Raw genomic sequence first — 19,307 nt, 5'->3', positions numbered from 1 at the left:
TTTTTTTTGTTTGTTTTTGTTTATTCTTGTTCCATCTTCTTTTGCTTGGCTTTCAGAACCTGACGCTGAGAAGCGTTCAGCACACTTTTTCTAAGACGTATGGAAATAGGCGTGACTTCAACCATCTCATCATCCCGGATAAAATGGAGGGCCTTTTCAAGGGTCATGGCCTTGATCGGTGAACAGATAACGCTTTCGTCTTTCCCGGATGCCCGCATATTGGTCAGTTTTTTCTCCTTGCAGGCATTCACATCAATATCCTGATGCCGGTTATGCTCTCCGACAATCATCCCCTCATACACCGGGGTGCCGGGTTCAATCAGCAATTGTCCTCTTGGTTCAAGGTTAAACAATGCATATGGAACGGCTTTGCCTTGTCGATCCGACACAATGGACCCGGTATACCGGACTGGAAACTCTCCCCTGTGTTCTTCGTATCCGGAAAGATATGAATTCATAATTCCCGTGCCACGGGTATCTGTCATAAATTCATCCCTGTATCCTATCAACGATCTTGAGGGAATTGAAAATTCAATTCTCACTCTGCCTTTGCCGTTATTCACAAGGTTGAGCATTTTGCCTTTTCGAATGGACAGCTTTTCCGTTACAACACCCAGAAAATCTTCACCGCAATCCACAAACAAGTGTTCAATGGGTTCCAGGATTTTTTTATCCTTATATTTATAAATAACCTTTGGCCGCCCGACACAAAGTTCAAATCCTTCCCTTCGCATGGTTTCGATCAGGATGGCAAGCTGAAGTTCACCTCTGCCCTTGACAGTGAAACTTTCATCAGTTTTACTTTCTTCCACTTCAATGGCGACATTCATGAGGGTTTCTTTTAATAGTCTTTCCCTGATTTTTCTGGACTGAACATATTTTCCTTCACGGCCTGCAAAAGGAGATGTGCAAATGGAAAACTGCATGGACACGGTGGGTTCATCCACTGTGATTCTTTTTAAAGGCACAGGTTCAAGTTTCGTACATATGGTGTCCCCGATTTTAACATCTTCAATACCGGATAAAACGATAATATCCCCTACCTGGGCCTGTTCCACAGGCAAGAGTGCCATCCCGTCATAAGATTGAATTTTAGAGACCTTTAAGGGTAACAATTTATTGTCTTCGTTGATACACACAAGATTCTCATTGGACTTGGCACTGCCGTTAAAAATTTTTCCAATGGCAAGCCTACCCAGATAATCGGAATATCCCAGATCAGAAACCAGCATCTGAAAAGGGGCTTGAGGGTCATAGGAAGGTGCCGGCATCTCTTCCAGGATAAGATCGAATAAAACCGTTAGATTATCAACGTCTTCATCCAATTGTTTTTTAACAATCCCGTCACGGCCAATGGCATATAAATAGTGAAAATCAAGCTGTTTTTCCGTGGCATCAAGATCAATGAAAAGATCATACACCATATCCAGAACTTCATCCGGCCTGGCATCTTTACGGTCAATTTTATTGATAATGACCATAACGGGAAGATTGGCTTCAAAGGTCTTTTTAAGAACAAACCGGGTCTGTGGCAAAGGGCCTTCCGATGCATCCACAAGGAGTATTGCGCTGTCTGCCATGGAAAGCGCTCTTTCCACTTCACCACCGAAATCGGCATGGCCTGGGGTATCAATAATATTAATTTTAACCCCCTTCCAGTTCACAGAGCAATTTTTAGCTGAAATGGTGATGCCGCGTTCCCTTTCAAGGTCCATACTGTCCATGAGGCGGTCATCCACCTGCTGGCCTTCCCTGAAAAGTCCGCTCTGTCTGAACATTGCATCAACAAGGGTTGTTTTGCCATGATCAACATGGGCAATAATGGCAATATTTCTTAACTTATCGTTATGTTGTATATTCTTTTTCATACTTCTCCTGTTAATCTCCCGTGAATCTATGTAAGCTCAGGAAAATAACCATGAAAGTTAAAAGGTCAAATATTACTTTGATACCCTTGTTGTACCATCTGCCGCAGTAATGATCCTTACCCTGTCCCCTGCAGCAATAATGATATCGGCTTCCTGTACGACAACAATGGTCCGGCCATTGTCTATTATTACACCTATTTCAAGCCCCTGCCTCCTGGTTATGCCTTCTTCAGCAACTGTTCCTGCTGCCGCCCCGGCAAGGGCACCGAGAACCATGGCAACTGTTCTGCCTGATCCGCTTCCCAAAGTATTTCCCAGAACACCGCCTGCCACACCGCCCACAGCTGTTCCAATGGGGGTTTTGGTGCCTTCAATCATCACTTCTTTAACCCATTCAACTGTGCCTGTGTCAAAAGCCTGAACCTGTCTTGCATTATCCCGTGAATATACCTGGCCGGATCTGCTGGAGGCACACCCTGTTATATATACCAAAGTTATGGCAATAAGCAGAATAAGTACTGCAATAGATTTAAAAGTCTTCATAAAACCATCCTTTATAAAAAAAATATTTTTGGGTTTATATGCAATATAAGCCCTTTTTTGTGAATGCGCCCGAAGCAAATTCCTTAACGCCTATTGTAATCTTTCCGATTTGATTTTGCCGGTTTGATTTTGCCGGAAGCATCAAATTTATTCTACAGCACTTTTGCCCAAGCTTCAAACATTCAATTGTTAAAAATTCACACAAAAACTTTCAAGCCTTTTTGTGGGCAAACCAAGAAGATATACCAGGTCTGCCCGTGGCAATTATTAGGTACGGCGGTAAAAGTGGGATCAATGATCCTTTGATTTAAAAGTTGCCTTGTCAATGTTGAGTATTTTCATCTTGCCATAGAGTCCCCGAGGATGTATACCTGCAATCCTGGCAGTCTCTCCTATTTTTCCGCCTGTTTTTTCAAGAACCATTTCAAGATATTTTTTTTCAACCTGGTGGAGTATCTCTTGTTTAGCTTCGGACAGTGTCTTGTTTTTCCACGCATTCAGGTCTAAATCATTGATGTCAAAACCAGCCGGAGATGTCATGGATTTTTTATGGAAAATACTGGGAAAGTTTTCAATTGAAATCGTATCGGATTTACACAAGATTACGGCACGCTCAATCACATTCATCAATTCCCGGATATTGCCGGGCCATTGATATGTGCAAAGAGCTTTCATGGCGTCGTTTGAAAACCGGTTGATCTCACATCCGATTTTTTTATTGTACACGCTCAAAAAATGATTTGCCAGGGCTGGAATATCCTCTTTGCGCCTCCTCAGCGGCGGTATGGTCAAGGTGATAACACCCAGCCTGTAGTACAAATCCTGACGAAACTGCCCTTTTTTGATCTCTTTTTCAAGGTTTTTATTTGTGGCTGCAATAACCCGGACATCTACCCAGACAGGTTTTTCACCGCCAACAGGGGTAAACTCAAAATCCTGGAGAACCCTAAGAAGTTTGGTCTGCATCTGCAAAGGCATTTCCCCTATTTCATCCAGAAAAATTGTCCCTGTGTGTGCCATTTCAAAGGCTCCTCTTCTGGAACGAACAGCACCTGTGAAAGCGCCCTGTTCATGGCCGAAGAGTTCGCTTTCAATTAACTGTTCCGGAATGGCAGCCATGTTGATGGCAATAAACGGCCCTGAAGACCTGTGGCTTTCAGCATGAATAGCCTTGGAAAGATGTTCCTTTCCAACGCCGGTTTCTCCTAAAAGCAGCAGGCTGGCATCGCTTGTGACAATTTGCTGGGCCTCATCAAGAAACATCTGCATCTCTTTGCTGTTTGATACAAAATCATTCAGCCTGGGCTGGTATCTTCCCCGCTGGTCAAACCGATCCATATAATAAAACTGCCGCCTGGATTCCAGGGTGCTTTCAATGACCTCAATCATGCTGTCGAAAGAAATTCCCGAATACAAAACCACATCAACACCCGATGCCAGAAGGTTGGCATGTTCCTCGGAAGATTCCCGGTTATGCAGGACAATGGTAATGGGTTTTTCAGGCAGGTTGTTGAGTATGGAGATGCTGGATTCAACAGGCTTGGGTATCAGGAGGCTGCTGACAATGAAGACGTCGGCGCAGCTCCTTGCCAGTTCCTGCCAGGGTGATTTTTGGCGGTCGCAAAACTTGAGCTGCACATCAAGATCCGACAGGCGTTTTTCAAGATCTGCCTGCATTTTTTTTTCTTTTATGGCACAGACCACCCTGATAAGCATCTTTTTATCTCCGTTTATCGGTAAAATAATACTGTTTTTACAAGCTTGATTATACTGATATAATTTCAAATAATAAAGCAATAATAAAGGATTAAAAATAAAACCAACAAATATTCAAGAATATTTTGAACCGGATATTCAATTTTTAAGAAAATTATTACCGATTATCACTTAAACAAGAAAATATTTACCGAATAATTCGTTTGCAGCTCAAACGATTCAATCCAACCAACTGATTTAACAAAAAATTAATATTTTTCAAGACAATTGTTCCATATGGCACAAGTTATGCTTTGTTATTGCCGAATGAATGCCTTACAACAGTATAGTTATGGCATGACAAACAAAGGATAAAAAAATGTCCAGAGAAAACACACAAAAAAAGAAATTCAAATCACCTAAATTCAAAGAATTTTATGATGATGACGTTTCCTGGGAAGAGAAGTTCGAAATGCAAAACCGTCATAAGAAACTTGGCAAAAAACCTCAACGAAATCATATTCGAGAAAAATGGTAGTGTCTGAACATAATTACTTAAAAGAAAGGATACAATAAATGAACACATCATCTGCAATCAATATTGAAACATCTCCTGAAGTGTGGGGCATTGCATCAGCCATCGACATATATGGCTGTGACCCGAAAAAAATTCGAGATGCAAACCTGATCAAACAATTTGTTGTGCAATTATGTGATCTCATAGAGATGAAACGTTTTGGTGAAACCCAGGTTGTCCATTTTGGAGAAGACGAAAAAGTGGCGGGTTTTTCAATGGTACAACTCATTGAAACATCACTGATTTCCGCGCATTTTGCAAACAAGACCAATGCCACATATCTTGATGTGTTCAGCTGCAAGCCCTATGATCCTGAAACCGTAAGAAAGTTTTCCCAGGATTATTTTGGCGGCTCATTGTCCAGATTGAACGTAACCTACAGGCAATAAGGCAATATCATGAAAACCGTCATATATGAAGACCCGGTACAATGCCGTGATGTCTGGGAAAAAACATGGCCGGTCAATGCGATTTTTGATCTATGGCAGGTCCGGTCATGTTTTAATGATTCGTTTTCAAGGCCATTGTTTTTTCACACGGTTGAGCAGAATGGAAAAATATTGGGTTTTTTGCCCCTTTGCTGGAACGAGGAATCTGATAATTATATTTTATTTCCCGGAGAAACCTGGAATGGAAAGTCCTGGCTTGAACAGAACCGGCTGATTGCCGCAAACCCGGAAGTTGTCCATACTTTGCTGGATTCGGTGTCAAAATCCTTGCATTTGAGATATTTGACCTGGACACCGCTGCTGAACTGTGTGGATACGACCCGGCAAGATGAAGTGGGATATCTTTTTTTCCCAGGGATCTTTAACCATTCCTTTGAAAACTACCGGCTTTCCTTTTCAGGCAAATCCAGGAAAAAATTAAAAAATGAACTCAATCGGCTTGAAGTCTTTGAGGTGTCTTTCCGGTTCAACCACAAAAAGGATCTGACTCACCTTTTCAGTATGAACATTGAATCTTTTTGTGAGAATTCTTATTTTAATGATCCGCGATTTTATCAGTCGTTTGAACGCCTGGCAGCTTTTCTTTGGGACATGGGGATGTTAAGGATCACAACCGTACTTATCGGGGATAAAATTGCAGCCGTTGATATGGGGGCAATTTTTAAAAACACTTACACGCTTCTTGCAGGCGGCACAAATCCTGAATTCCCGGGTGTTGCAAAATTGATCAACCTGCATCATCTGGAATGGTCATGCCGGAAAAGATTTGATTCTGTTGATTTTCTGTGCGGCGATTTTAACTGGAAAAAACGATTTCACCTTACTCCCAGGCCATTGTATGAAATCAAATCAGACAAAAAAAAACCTTTTTGGGGCACGGATATCCATGAAAAAAATGCTGCCTGTGCATAACAAAAAAAGAGTGCTGGTCGTTGGCACCACATCGGATTATATCGAGTGGATACGAACGGCCTGTCCCAATCGAGCGCTGTTTCTAACCGATCCTGAAATCAGAAAGAACGCTCAAGAAGATTCTCCCAAAGACCTTGAAGAGCTTCTCATCCCCCTTAATGACTTTAACCGGATTAAAACAGATCTTTTACACCATTTGAAAACATGGGGCCAAACACTTACCGGTGTAGCCTGTTTCGATTGTGAATCCATGGAGACGGCTGCATTGATAGCCTCTGAGTTCGGACTGATCTATCCTGATCTGTATGCGATCAGAAATTGCCGGGACAAGTATGTTTCCAAACAACTCTGGCAAAAAAACAATATTCCATGCCCTTTAACAGCAGCTGTCAATTCTGTGGATGATGTTGCCCGATTTCTTGATCTGCGTCAAAAAGAAGTGGTTTTAAAACCTTTTTTCGGAAGCGGAAGCGAACTTGTTTTCAGGTGCAAAACCCTGGATGACTGTAAAAAAGCATTTATGACCATTAAAGCCGGTTTAAAAAGAAGATGTGAAAATCCCCTGTTTAAAAAGACTTCTTCTCAGGACGACTTGATGCTTGCCGAAGAGTTCCTGGACGGGCCGGAATACAGCTGCGATTTTATTATTGAAAACAATGTCGTTACCATCATCAGATTAACCCGGAAAATCAAACCGGACAACAGGCCTTTTGGAACGGTTTCAGGGTATGTGATTCCATCCGATATGCCAGAGCATACAGATAAAGCGCATCTTGAAAATATTTTGCTCAACAGTGCAAAATGCCTCGGCATCCGAAGGGGATTGTGCATGGTGGATTTTATTATAAATGATTACCAGCCGGTTCTGATCGAAATGACACCAAGGCCGGGAGGGGATTGTCTGCCGTTTCTTTTGAAAGAAGCAGGCAATCTGGATATCTTAAAACTGACACTTGATTTTGCTGAAAAAAAGCCATTGGGCCTAAATGGCACAACTCACTTCACCCCCCACATCGGGATTCGGCTTCATGCCCATAAAGCCGGTGTATTAAAAAGATTTAATACGGATTTGCTGCAAAACGAAAAAAGAATCAAAAAAATACATTTTACCCGGAAACCCGGCCATATCATTACCATGCCGCCGGATGACTATGATTCATGGTTTCTGGGTCACATGATCATTGCACCGGATCACAAACAATATCCGGAAACCCAGTGTTTCCTGATTGGTAAGCGTCTTGGAGTTGAAATTGAATAACAATAAAAAATATGATTTTACCCCAATATCCAAAGTCTTGCTGAATGATTTTGTTCAAGGCTTTTTTGAACGAAAACAGGTTTTTATTAATGCAGTCAAAAATTTTGGCTCTCCACTTTATATCCTTGAAACCGATGTATTAAAAAAGCGGGCAAATCAATTCAGAACCGCTTTTGAAAAAAAACTGCCCAGGACAGCGTTTTATTTTGCCATGAAAAGCAACAACCTGGCTTGTGTTTCAAAAACTCTTCTGGAACAGGGATTCGGGCTGGATGTCTCAAGCGGGCTTGAGCTTGAAGCCGCACTCAGGCTCAAGGCAAAAAACATTATTTTCAGCGGTCCGGGCAAGACTAACGTAGAGCTTGAACTGGCAGCGAACAACAATGACAGGGTGACTGTCCTTTTAGACAGTTTCGGCGAGTGTGAACGACTCAAAATCATATCAAACAGAAAAAAACTGCAAATAAAGGTGGGGGTGAGACTGAACAACAATCCCGAGGGATTGTGGCGTAAATTTGGGATCATGCCGGAAAATTTGCCGTTGGTTTATGATAACATTTCATGTCACCCATATCTTGAGTTTAAGGGCCTGCAGTTTCATTCCTCCTGGAATCTTGCTCCTGACCGGCAGGTTGAATTTTTAAACGTGTTGAGTGATCTGATCAGTAAAATGCCTGATTCCTTTCGCAAATCATGTAAATTTATTGACATAGGCGGTGGGTATTGGCCGCCCCAGGGCGAATGGCTGCTGGGTGAACAGGGTCAGATGCCCTGTATAAATCCGTCTTCACCCATTGATGTTTTTGCCGAAAGTCTGGCCAAGGTGATTAAAGAAAAAATACTGCCTTTAACAGACAGCACCATCTGTTTTGAACCCGGCCGATGGATATGCAATGATGCCATGCACATTCTTGTCAGTGTTACGGACAAAAAAGCCGACGACCTTGTTATCACGGATGCCGGAACAAATGCGGTTGGCTGGGAACGATTTGAAACTGACTACTTTCCTGTACTGAATCTGACACAAAGCCAGATGACAGAAAGGCCCTGCCATATTCTCGGGTCCTTATGCACCCCCCATGATGTATGGGGATACGCCTATTTCGGGAAGAATATCCTGGAAGGTGACATTTTGATGATCCCTACCCAGGGGGCTTATACATACAGCTTGAGACAAGAGTTTATCAAGCCCCTGCCAAAGGTCTTGATTCTGGATAAGATTGAAAATCCATTGTCACTTAAATCCTTTGAATCTCACTGTGATTTATTAACATCTGAAAATTAAAGAAAAGGAGAAACCAATGTCTTACAATTTTTGTTTAAATTGCGGGGGATTATTATCTCCCCATGTTTACGAATGCCCGTTTTGTGAATTTGATAACAGCTTTGGACACTGTCAGGATATCTTCATAGATGATGACTTTCTAAGCGATTTACACGATGACATCAATCCTGAAGATGAGACCGGTTGTTAAAGCAAAAAAAACAATATGCAACAGGAAGCACAGGGTCTTGTTTTTTGGTTTTCAGAATTCATAAGTCCTGTTTCAGGGGCATATTCAATGCTCTGCGGTTCAGGCTTTCAGCCCTGAAAAATAAATTATTTGTTTATAATTCAAGCTGATGGTCAGGTTATGCTTGTCAGTACCATCTTAGTCGGCATACATCCTGCATCTTATCATGAACTTTATCCATCAACAAAGGGAAAAGAGCCATGTATGCGGAAAATATCCAGGAGATGATCTGCCGGAACCAAAAAGAATATCAGGACAATTATGAAACAATGAAATGGCTTAGCCAGGACCAGGCCCAGGCCGCTTCCAGGCTCAGGAAGACCTTGATAAATTCTGTTTTCAGCAGCCCTTATGCGGGATGGAAGTATTCACAAACAAAGCTGCATACCCACGCCATCTCCCCGGGCTGTGCCATCTGCGGACAGGGAGAATGGTCCTGCCTGTTTATCAACGGCATCTGCAATGCCCGCTGCTTTTACTGTCCCTCTTCCCAGGACGACCCTGGGCAGCCCATGGCCAATACCCTGATTTTTGATAATCCAAAAGATTATGCCGATTATGTGTGCCGATTTAATATTAAGGGAGTCAGCTTCAGCGGAGGGGAACCTTTTTTAACCTTTGACCGGGTACTTAAGTACCTGGAAGTCCTCAAGGCCCGGACAGACCATCCAGTATATACCTGGATGTATACCAACGGGCTTCTGGTAACCGGGGAAAAGCTTGCAGCCTTAAGAGACAGTGGCCTTGACGAGATCCGGTTTGACATCAGCGCCAACTTTTACCGGCTTAAAGCCCTGGAAAAAGCAGTCGGCATTATTCCCCGGGTAACAGTTGAAATTCCGGCTATCCCTGAAGACCTGCCCAGTACCAAAAAACTGATCAATATTCTGTACAAATCCGGAGTGGATCACCTGAACCTTCACCAGATCCGGTGTACGCCCTTTAACAGCAGCCGTCTTATCAACAGGGGCTATACCTTTGTCCACGGTCCCAGGGTTACGGTACTTGAAACTGAACTGGCTGCCCTGGAATTGATTCAATATTCTCTGGATCAATCCATTGCCCTGCCTATCAATTATTGTTCATTTACTTATCGTAACCAATTCCAGGGGGCCGGGGCCAGGAAACGGTATTCCCTGGAAATCAAGGCTGCTTACGAAGATATTACGTCTACGGGTCATATTCGGCATATGAAAATCACCGGAACCAGGGAAATCATTACCGGTATCTGCCAAACCCTTTTGTCTGCACAGGTCGATTCTTCTTTGTACAGCCTGTCCGGTGAAAAGGACAGCCTCTCGTTTGCCGCCGGCTTATGGCATTTGATTGATTTTTCTTGTGTCCGGCTCAAGATCGTTTACAGCACCTCTGCCATCAGGCCAGGTGTTACCTACTACCATCCCTTCAAACAGGTACCCTTGAACCCCAATAAAACCGTTGTGATCGAAAGACAGGTTGTACAGCCCGGGATATGGATGGAGGGAGAACAAATTCAAGCCTTTGGCTGCCTGATAATCGCCCGGGATAATGAACAGATCCATAAGGTTTTTGATACCCCGGCACCAGATCTGTACCGGGGAATTCTGCCGTTTGAAATCATCACACCGGGCCTTGCTCAATATTACTAACCCGGTGAAAAAAGCCCAATCCCACAAAAAAAACACTTTTATTGACACGAATCAATAAAGGTCTGATTTTAAATACGATAAAGCTTATTTTAAGTATAATGCAGAAGCATATTATAAAACTTAATATTTACATACCTTGTAAATATTAAGTTTTGCATTATTTTTTTTAAAATATTGTTAAAATGAACACCTTAAACCTAAGGAGCAGTAATACAATGACAATGATCATTTCAGCAATTTTTCTTATTGCAGTTATCAGCGTTGCCGTTATGGTAAAAAAAAAGAAAACCGAAAAGACAGCACAAAAAGACAGCAAACTGTCTTCAACTGCTCCACAGGCAAAGGCATCGCCTGACCAGGAGTACAAAGCCATTCTGGATTCTTTGTTAAAGTTGAATATTCTCACGAGAAAAGACAAAGATTTTTCCATTGAGATGACCCGTAAAATAGAAAGCATTATTGATGATCTAATGGTGGTAACTCCGGCAATGATGGAACGGTATCCCGGAGAAACCCTGACCTATGAAATCAAGAAAATCGGCAAAAACCATCTTTACAAAACAGTCAAGGAATATCTTGACCTGTCCCTGGACAGCCGGGAAAATCAAATTGGTATGTTCACAAAAACTATTGAAAGTCTGCATGATGTTTCCAATCGGTCCAGGGATATTGTGGAAAAAAATGAGACTGCAGAATTTAAGACCATGGCCAATTTCCTTGCCGGTAAATTTTCTTAAGGGATATAATATTTTTTTAAAATAGAGTTGGTTGGATTATGTAAACAAAACATACGGTGGGTTCCACCGGAATTGAATCCTGTAGAGAGACTGTAAGCTGAGACCTTAAATTCGGGCAGTCTGCGTGAAACAGGAATTTTTCATCTTGTTAAGCAAACCATATTAAAAATCAGCAAGAAGAAAGGAACACAATAACATGAATGACATGACCCAAGATCTTCAAAGCGTTGCCCAACAGGCAAAAGCACCTGTATTGTCCGAAGTTACCCAAGTGTCGGGGCAAGGTGCCTTAACCCCGGTACAGGCACCGTCCAATCTTGAACCTGTACAACCCAAACATCTGACGGTTGAAGATATACAGGCTATTGAAGCCAAGGCCGATGAATTCATTGAAAAGATAAAAGCCGATCCTTCTGACTGGCAGCTTGGTAATTTTGTCTTCAGCCTGGGCCAGGAGATCATGGACGAGACCCAGGCCCAGGTGACCCTGTATGACCGCAAAATGGGCAATGTGCTTAAAAATGTTGCCGCAGATGACTCTTCTCCTGTTGGAAAAAATATTCTGGCCATTAAAATGGAACTGGATAAAGTCAATCCCACCATGGTGGCAAGAGCCGAGATGCCCTTTCAAAAAAAAATACTGGGTCTGTTCACAAAAACCGTGAACCGTCTGCCCAAAGGGGATGAAGTCCTCAAAATTATTGCCGAACGAAGGGAAACGGTAAACTCCACCATTGACGGCATCCGGGATCATTTAAGAAATGAGGCTGACCAGGTGGCTTTTGATGCATCAGAGTTGTCCACCATTTGTGACACCTTAAAAGAGATCCAGCCAAGACTCCAGGAACGAATCTATCTGGGACAAATCATATGGCAAAAATTAATGGATCATATGAGAACCATCGAAGATCCAAGAAACAAAGAAGCCTTAACCACATTGACAAGCGACCTTGCCATGGCCGTAGTTGACCTGCAGACCATTGACAACTCAAATCTCCAGACACGGTTCGGCGGGGAGATGATGGTGAGAAACGCCCACCTGGTCAGACGGCTGGTTCAGAGAACGGATATGATCCTTTCCACGGCCGTTAAAAACGCCCTGGCTGTACGGGTGGCTGCTGAACAGCAGATGGAAACAATGCAACACCTTGATATGGTTCAAAAAGCCGCTGCCGAAACCATGAAAGACACGGCCAAAGTCATTGGCAATGCCGCCATAAAAGGCGCAAAAATGAGCCAGAGCATGACCGTGAACATTGATGCCCTTGAAGAAGCTTGTCAAACCTATGAACAGGCATTTGAAACATACGCCCTGATTTCACAGGAAACCATTAATATCGCATCTCAAAGTTCCAATGCACTGGGAAAAATGAATGACCGGTTCAGGGCAAGAACTGATGCATTAACTGCAAGACGCAAGGACTAATAGACCGGAACGGTTAAAATTGGAGGCATTTTATGCTTGATATTGCAACACAACGATCTTTCCAGGAAAGATTTGATGCCATAAGGACCCTTGACACAGACCAGCTTGTTTCCCGGCAGGAACAGACATCACTGAGCATAAAAGATGTCGGCAGCCAGTCGTTTTTTGAATATTCTGGAAACACTTATTTTGTAAAAAGTTTAAACAAATATGAAGAGACCTCTGATGATTTTAAAAGCAAAAAAGGATATTTTATTCATGAGCTGACCTGTCTTTGCCTTGAAACCGGTGACACCATTAATTTTGAATGGGAATTTGATGACGAGCTTGAAGTTTCCATGACCCTTGAACGCATGTCATTTCGGAATTTAAAAGATGATGAAGGCGGTGTCATTGATGAAGACGATCTGGATCAGATTGCCGATGACAAGGATGTCATTATAATTAATGGCGAAAAATTCTGGTATGAAGACGACTGGGCATCGGTTTATTACAAGGAAAACAAAGAAGAAAAAGTCTATATGTATGAGTTTGAAAATCAAGCTCATACCAGATTCCTCACCATTGAAGAATGGCAGGGTTCTGGAAAAGACGAGTACCGGATTTACACCTCAAGCCCTGTAAATCCAAACAGTATCAGCATCATCAGCAAAGGAGACCTTTAAGGATGATCAGAAAACATCTCCTTGTGGACGTCATTGCAGGATTGATCGTTGCCGGCCTGGTTGTTATTCTGGCAGGATGCGGTGAAGGGCTTCCAAAAAATTTAAAAAACAGGGCCCGTGCCATACCTGATGCCATCAAGACAGGCAAATCCCAAATCGACAAACACAAGGATCAATATGAAACCCTGGCAGCCTCATCTGAGTTTAAAGAAGTTGAACCATTTGCCTTAAAGGAAAACTGGGCTCAAAAGTTTCAACTGGCCTATGAAGAGCTTACAAGGGCCAAAACACTTTATGATAAAGATCTGTCACCCCTGGTCGGCAAAAACAAGCCTGAACTTGCCTCTCAGGTTATACAGCAGACTGTAAGGATAAAAAAAGTCCTTAAAAACGCTGAAAATTTATCCCGGTATCCGATTTTACGATTTGCAAAAATCAGGAATACCATTGAAAATGCTGCTGATTTGCAGTCCGGGGCTCAAAAAAACACAGACGATATCATCAGGATTGCAACTGCATTAAAAACCGGTTCAATGGCAAAAGCAATTGCCGACTTTCCGGATTTAACAGACAAAATCAATACCCGGTTTGCCCCCTTGTCAAAACTTGAAAGACAATCCCGCAAGCATTTGAGTGTTGTGACAGAACAATATAAAAGACATGCGGCAGGATCAACAGCCGACTATGCCGCCTTTACAGACAGTGTTGAATCGCTTGATTCAGGCCTTGAACAGACCAAAATTCTTGAAACAAAATTTATCAAAGAGATGGGTCAGCTCTATTCCAGTTACACAAAAATCCTTAAAGACATGAAAGAAGAGTATTTTGTGAACATCAAAAGGGAATCCTGGAATGAGAACTCTGATTATTACGATCCAAGGTTTGTTAACTTTTATCGAAAAGTTTCTCCTGAAGCATATGAAACCTTGACCGCAGATAACCTTGATACTATTGCAGCAATTAGCGCAGGTCTGGGTACAGGTGTTTACAGTTCAAGATTTTCAAGTCAGATCGGTGATTTGTGGAAGCAATTGTCCATTAACCCCACAGATCAATGGCCGGAAAGCGGACACAATGCCGCTTCCTTCTGGGTGGAAAGTTCCAGGGAAGCTTATTTTCATAAATATATATTAGAAGAAAACGGTGACACCAAAGAAACAGATTGGGAAAAAGTGGATGCAAATTTTTATGATGCCAATCTTGAATATCTTGGCATGGCCGTTCTGGCCAAACCCTATGGCGTATTTGAACAGGACCGCCTGACCCAGGCAGCACCTCCGGGAATGGCTTATGTGGGCAATTCAAAATACGGAGAATGGAAAAAAGACGATACCGGCAATCAGTTCTGGTCCTGGTACGGAAAATATGCTCTTTTTTCTTCTCTTTTCTTTTTTCCGCCATCCTATTTTCATTACAATTCATGGAATAGCTGGAACAATGATTACCGATATAAAAAACCCTATTTCGGGCAAACTAAAAACGGGTCAAGAAAATATGGGACTTATGGCACCTATGTAAGACAATCGCCAAAATTTCAAAGCACGAATTTTGCAAAAAGCGGTGGTTTCAAATCCCAGGCCACTTCTGTCCGGGGTGCAGGTGCAGGCCTTCGTGGCGGTGGCCCTAAAAGTAAAGGCAAATAAAACGAGTCTTAAGGAGGAAAGAATGGATATAGCTGTAACGCTCGAAGGGTTAGGTCAAGGATTTATCTATGTTGTCATTGGTATCCTGTTTATATGGCTGGTTAAAAAAATAGATGACTGGCGAACCAGGGACTTTGATGATGATGTGCATATTGATGACGGAAATATTGCTGTAGGGTTGAGAAGATCAGGTCTCTATTTGGGTGTTGCCATAGCATTGTCGGGTGCCTTGGGCGGATCTTCAAAAGGTTTTTTTCTTGACCTGAGCCACTTGCTGATTGACGGTTTTATAATTACACTATTTATGTTTTCATCCAGGTTTATCAATGATTTTATCATGCTGGGCAATATCAACAATGACCAGGAGTGTGTCAAATCATTTGTACAGCCTGATGGACGCAAAGTTGTCGGAAATACTGCTGTGGGAATGGTTGAAGCCGGTATGTATGTTGCCACGGGATTTATACTTAACGGCTCCATCTCAGGAAGCGGCGGAACTTTTGTCCAGAGCATTGTCAGCGCAATTCTCTTTTTTATACTGGGCCAGCTGGCTCTGTTGATTGTTGGATTCCTTTACGAGCTTATCACCCCATTTAATGTGAAAAATGAGATCAAAAGCAATAATCTTGCGGCAGGCATCGGCCTTGGCGGCATCCTTATCGCCCTGGGCATTATTCTTATGTCCAGCATTTCAGGGCCGTTCACAGGATGGGCCAATGATCTGACAAGTTTTGGTATATATGCGGTTTATGGAATTTTGATGCTGTTGATTTTTAGAATTGTGATAGACAAACTGTTGCTGCCCACCACAGATATTGCCACGGAAGTCAAAGAAGACAGGAATGTTGCAGCTTTGATTGTTGTGGTAAGCGCCATTAATGCGGTTGCTATAATCATCGCGTTTTCCATGTAACTGACACGGGCAAACCAGGCCGTTTTTTTACAACAATCAGGTGACCCTGATTTGCCCATAAAGAATATTGCAAGTTTCTGCCTGGATTTTTAAAAACCTGCATATAAAAAAAATATGACAAAAAGAAGCGTTAAAACCAATTTTGCATCCGTACTGCTTTGTGCCTGCATGTTTGCAAGCGGTGCCTGCGGAATTATTCTGGAATATATCCAGGCAAGCCTTGCCTCCATGATTTTAGGCAATTCTTTTGAACAATGGGCCATGGTCATCGGACTTATGCTGTTCTGGATGGGATTTGGCAGCCTGATCCAGGCACAGGTTTCCAAAAAAAATCTTATTTATACCTTTATCGGTGTTGAAACCGGCCTGGCCCTTGCCGGAGGATTTTCCCCCACCCTGACTTACATCGCATATGGGTATACAGCCCATTACAGCCTGGTTCTCTATTTTTTCGTCAGTTTCATCGGCATCATGATCGGGCTTGAAATTCCTGTGATTATAAGGATCAACAATGATTTTAGCAAAGAATTGTCCACCAACCTGGGTAATATTTTGAGTGCTGATTATATCGGCAGCCTGATCGGGTCCCTTGTCTATGTGTTTATCCTCTTAAGATTCACGCCCATTACGGAAGCTGCTTTTTTAACAGCAGGTGTTAACTTTTTTCTTGCATTTATAACCTTTGTCTATTTTTCAAAAAAAGGCCTGTTAAAAAAAGGGATTTTTATTCCGCTCATCATGGTGGCGACTTTTTGTGCTGTTTTGTACGGATATCTCAACAACCGGGAATGGAACATAAAAATTGAGCAGCCTTTGTATGATGATCCCATTATTTTAAGCCATCCCACTCAATACCAGCATATCGCCATCACCCATTACAAGCCTTTTGATGAAGTCAGGCTGTTTTTAAACGGGAACCTTCAGTTTTGCAGCACAGATGAACAGCGATACCATGAGCCAATGGTGCATCCTGTCATGAATCTTGTTTCCGTCACAACAAAAGTCCTTATTCTCGGCGGTGGCGACGGTTGTGCCTTAAGAGAAGTTTTAAAATATAAAAGCGTAAAACAGATCCTGTTGGTGGACCTGGACCCTGAAATGACCCGCCTTGCCAAAACACATCCCGTTTTAAAACGAATTAACAATGATTCTTTTAAAGACGCCCGTCTTGTAACCATGGTGGGCAAGGGTATCAGTCCCGGGATCAATAAGCGGCTTTATATTGAAACCCCCAAAAAAAACATTTACACAAAACAGGCCCAAACCCAAAAACTTGCGGATGTAAATGTCATGAATGTGGATGCGGATAAATTTTTAAGTGACATACCCGGCTTTTGGGATGTTATCATTATTGACATGCCCGATCCGTCCACACCTGAACTGACCAAGCTTTATTCCAAAGAATTTTACAAAAAAGTAAAACAGCATTTATCGCAGCACGGGATGATGGTGGTTCAGGCAACATCGCCCTATCTTGCAAAGGAAAGCTTTCTTTGTATTGGAAGAACCCTTGAAAGCGCAGCTTTTTCCATCCTTGCCTTTCATGAAAATGTTCCAAGTTTCGGGGATTGGGGATGGTATCTGGCCTGGCATCCAGATATTAAAAAAGAAAAAATTATGGGCAGAATAGAGCATTTGTTGATTGACGTGCCCACAAGATTTATCACCCCGCAGGTTTTTAAAAGTGAACTGGTGTTTGGCAAAAATGCGCTTTTCACAAATAGCCGTCAAATAAACACCCTGCTTCATCCTGCCTTGTTAAGTATTTATAATCACGACTCCTGGCTGCTGGAATAACGGGATAATTGCAAAAAAAATCATACATTCAAGACAGTTAAAACAATAATATTTTTGTTTAACAATTCAATATCTCTTTGAATCCCCACGGTTTTTTGTTACTCTGAATAACGGCCACGGGCAGACCTTGTATTTTTCCATCCAATGCTGGGAGGCAAAATGAAGTTAACTCAAAAAATACTTTCATTTATTATCGTGATGGTGATATTTTCATTTTCTCCTCTTTTTGCCAAAACATTGAGGGTTGTGAATTTTTCAGCCGATATTCCCGCAATCACTTCTTTGGACAATTTTGATCCGGATTCGTATTCCGTGGTGACTCAGATTTTTGACAGCCTTGTCCATCTGGATTTGAATGGAAAACGGGTTCCAGGATTAGCTGTATCCTGGAGGATGTTGAACAAAACCACTTATCAATTTTTTTTGAGAAAAGGTGTTAAATTCCATAATGGAGAGCCTTTTGATGCACAAGCTGTTAAGTTCACATACGATTATATCATTGATCCGATCAACAAAGCCGGCAATGCCTGGATTTTATCCCCCATAAAACGAATTGAAATTATTACGCCCCATAAGCTGAAAATTCATCTTAAACACCCGGATGGAATGTTTTTATACAGGTTGACCATGTTTGGTGCTATTTGTCCTCCAAAATATATTAAGGAAAAAGGAATCCAAGAGTTTTTTAAACATCCCGTGGGAACCGGACCCTTTAAATTTGAACAATGGGATAAGGGGAAAAAGATTGTACTGGCTAAAAACCCGGACTATTGGGATAACAAAATGCCGTTCATCGACAAACTGGTATTTAAGATTATACCGAAAGACCAAGGGACTGAGGCATTATTAAACGGTGATGTGGATGTAAACACCAATCTTGATCCAAAAGATATTGAACGGGTACAAGAAGCCGGTTTTAAAATCATGAAAAGGCTTGTATTACGAGGGTATTGGGTACTTATGAAAAATCAGGGCCCGCTAAAAGATGTTAGAGTCAGGCAAGCACTTAATTATGCTGTGGATAAAAACAAACTGATCAAGGTGCAAGGCGGAGGGTTCGGCGTGCCGCTGGCCTCGCTGGGAAAATTTGGTGAGATTGGAAAAAACAGCACTTTAAAACCCTATGCCTACGATATAAAAAAAGCCGGGTCTCTTTTAGCCGAGGCCGGATATAAAAACGGGTTTGATCTGGACATGATCTCCATAGAGCAGGCCATACCTTTATCTGAAGCGATCCGGGCCGACTTAAAAAAAATAGGGGTCAAGTTAAATATAGAAATTGTCTCAAGGCCTGATTGGGCTAAAAGAATTATGGAAGGGAAAAGAAGCGGCAGTCCTTATCCGGGTCATATGGCTGTCAATCTGGTGGACAACCCGATTATGGATTTGTCGTTTCACGCAGGCCTTTTTTTAGCCAGTGACAGTCCATGGTCTATTATAAGAGATGATACCTTTGATAAAAAATTTTTGTTTGCCCTGTTTCAATCCGCTTTCCTGGGGCATACCAAACAACTAAAACTGCTTGATAAATATATCCATGACCAGGCCATGATGCTTTTCACTTTCCAACCGGTCAGGGTGTTTGCAATGAAAAGCAATATTACAATGCCAGGAGTCGGACTCAATGGACATATTGATTATTTGGTATTTTCCCGGACAATCATGCAATAACTGCCACGGGC

The 19,307-nt window shown here is 42.2% G+C and carries 17 protein-coding genes; 14 read left to right on the top strand and 3 right to left on the bottom strand.

What is annotated here, in order from left to right; genetic code table 11:
* Positions 1-20: 20 nt before the first annotated feature.
* The 3 genes from typA to TOL2_RS01810 form a co-directional block, all read right to left on the bottom strand.
* On the bottom strand, positions 21-1,868 hold the full coding sequence (gene typA / locus TOL2_RS01820) for a translational GTPase TypA (RefSeq protein ID WP_014955852.1): 1,848 nt from the start codon (positions 1,866-1,868) through the stop codon (positions 21-23).
* Positions 1,869-1,940: 72 nt separating this feature from the next.
* Complete coding sequence (locus tag TOL2_RS01815) at positions 1,941-2,411, bottom strand: outer membrane lipoprotein (protein ID WP_014955851.1); 471 nt, start codon at positions 2,409-2,411, stop codon at positions 1,941-1,943.
* A gap of 291 nt (positions 2,412-2,702) precedes the next feature.
* Entirely contained in the window at positions 2,703-4,127 is a 1,425-nt protein-coding gene (locus tag TOL2_RS01810) for a sigma-54 interaction domain-containing protein (protein WP_014955850.1), read from the bottom strand.
* Positions 4,128-4,485: 358 nt separating this feature from the next.
* Here TOL2_RS01810 and TOL2_RS25090 point away from each other — a divergent pair, with 358 nt between their 5' ends.
* The 14 genes from TOL2_RS25090 to TOL2_RS01750 all read left to right on the top strand — a co-directional run bounded on the left by TOL2_RS25090 (position 4,486) and on the right by TOL2_RS01750 (position 19,296).
* Positions 4,486-4,644 (top strand): hypothetical protein, encoded by a 159-nt coding sequence (locus TOL2_RS25090; RefSeq protein ID WP_173391110.1) that lies wholly within the window; start codon positions 4,486-4,488, stop codon positions 4,642-4,644.
* A 38-nt stretch (positions 4,645-4,682) separates the two neighbouring features.
* Positions 4,683-5,072: an S-adenosylmethionine decarboxylase gene (gene speD / locus TOL2_RS01805; RefSeq protein WP_014955849.1), complete on the top strand. Its 390-nt coding sequence runs from the start codon at positions 4,683-4,685 to the stop codon at positions 5,070-5,072.
* Positions 5,073-5,081: 9 nt separating this feature from the next.
* Positions 5,082-6,044, top strand: coding sequence for a GNAT family N-acetyltransferase (locus TOL2_RS01800; RefSeq protein WP_014955848.1), 963 nt, complete (start codon positions 5,082-5,084; stop codon positions 6,042-6,044).
* Positions 6,019-7,302 (top strand): ATP-grasp domain-containing protein, encoded by a 1,284-nt coding sequence (locus TOL2_RS01795; RefSeq protein ID WP_041279747.1) that lies wholly within the window; start codon positions 6,019-6,021, stop codon positions 7,300-7,302. The genes TOL2_RS01800 and TOL2_RS01795 overlap by 26 nt, the downstream gene beginning before the upstream one ends.
* Entirely contained in the window at positions 7,295-8,587 is a 1,293-nt protein-coding gene (locus TOL2_RS01790; RefSeq protein WP_014955846.1) for a diaminopimelate decarboxylase family protein, read from the top strand. Before TOL2_RS01795 ends, TOL2_RS01790 begins: the two co-directional genes overlap by 8 nt.
* Positions 8,588-8,603: 16 nt before the next feature.
* A complete protein-coding gene (locus tag TOL2_RS24750) occupies positions 8,604-8,777 on the top strand; it encodes a hypothetical protein (protein WP_158406049.1) in 174 nt (57 codons plus the stop codon).
* Between the two features lie 239 nt (positions 8,778-9,016).
* Complete coding sequence (locus TOL2_RS01785; protein ID WP_014955845.1) at positions 9,017-10,444, top strand: radical SAM protein; 1,428 nt, start codon at positions 9,017-9,019, stop codon at positions 10,442-10,444.
* A 215-nt stretch (positions 10,445-10,659) separates the two neighbouring features.
* Complete coding sequence (locus TOL2_RS01780; RefSeq protein WP_014955844.1) at positions 10,660-11,181, top strand: hypothetical protein; 522 nt, start codon at positions 10,660-10,662, stop codon at positions 11,179-11,181.
* Between the two features lie 196 nt (positions 11,182-11,377).
* Positions 11,378-12,607, top strand: a complete 1,230-nt coding sequence (locus tag TOL2_RS01775) for a toxic anion resistance protein (protein ID WP_014955843.1) — start codon at positions 11,378-11,380, stop codon at positions 12,605-12,607.
* 32 nt (positions 12,608-12,639) lie between these two features.
* Positions 12,640-13,272 carry a DUF4178 domain-containing protein gene (locus tag TOL2_RS01770; protein WP_014955842.1) on the top strand — a complete coding sequence of 211 codons (633 nt, stop codon included), beginning with the start codon at positions 12,640-12,642 and terminating at the stop codon, positions 13,270-13,272.
* Positions 13,273-13,274: 2 nt separating this feature from the next.
* A complete protein-coding gene (locus TOL2_RS01765) occupies positions 13,275-14,915 on the top strand; it encodes a hypothetical protein (protein WP_014955841.1) in 1,641 nt (546 codons plus the stop codon).
* 22 nt (positions 14,916-14,937) lie between these two features.
* Positions 14,938-15,828: a DUF350 domain-containing protein gene (locus TOL2_RS01760; RefSeq protein ID WP_014955840.1), complete on the top strand. Its 891-nt coding sequence runs from the start codon at positions 14,938-14,940 to the stop codon at positions 15,826-15,828.
* Positions 15,829-15,942: 114 nt separating this feature from the next.
* The gene (locus TOL2_RS01755) at positions 15,943-17,625 is read left to right on the top strand and encodes a polyamine aminopropyltransferase (RefSeq protein WP_014955839.1); all 1,683 of its coding nucleotides are present in this window, start codon (positions 15,943-15,945) and stop codon (positions 17,623-17,625) included.
* A gap of 159 nt (positions 17,626-17,784) precedes the next feature.
* Entirely contained in the window at positions 17,785-19,296 is a 1,512-nt protein-coding gene (locus TOL2_RS01750; protein WP_014955838.1) for an ABC transporter substrate-binding protein, read from the top strand.
* Positions 19,297-19,307 lie beyond the last annotated feature (11 nt).

The organism is Desulfobacula toluolica Tol2, from assembly GCF_000307105.1.
Lineage (GTDB): Bacteria > Desulfobacterota > Desulfobacteria > Desulfobacterales > Desulfobacteraceae > Desulfobacula > Desulfobacula toluolica.
The sequence above is the reverse complement of the archived record's forward strand: the minus strand, read 5'-3'. Positions and strand labels throughout refer to the sequence as shown.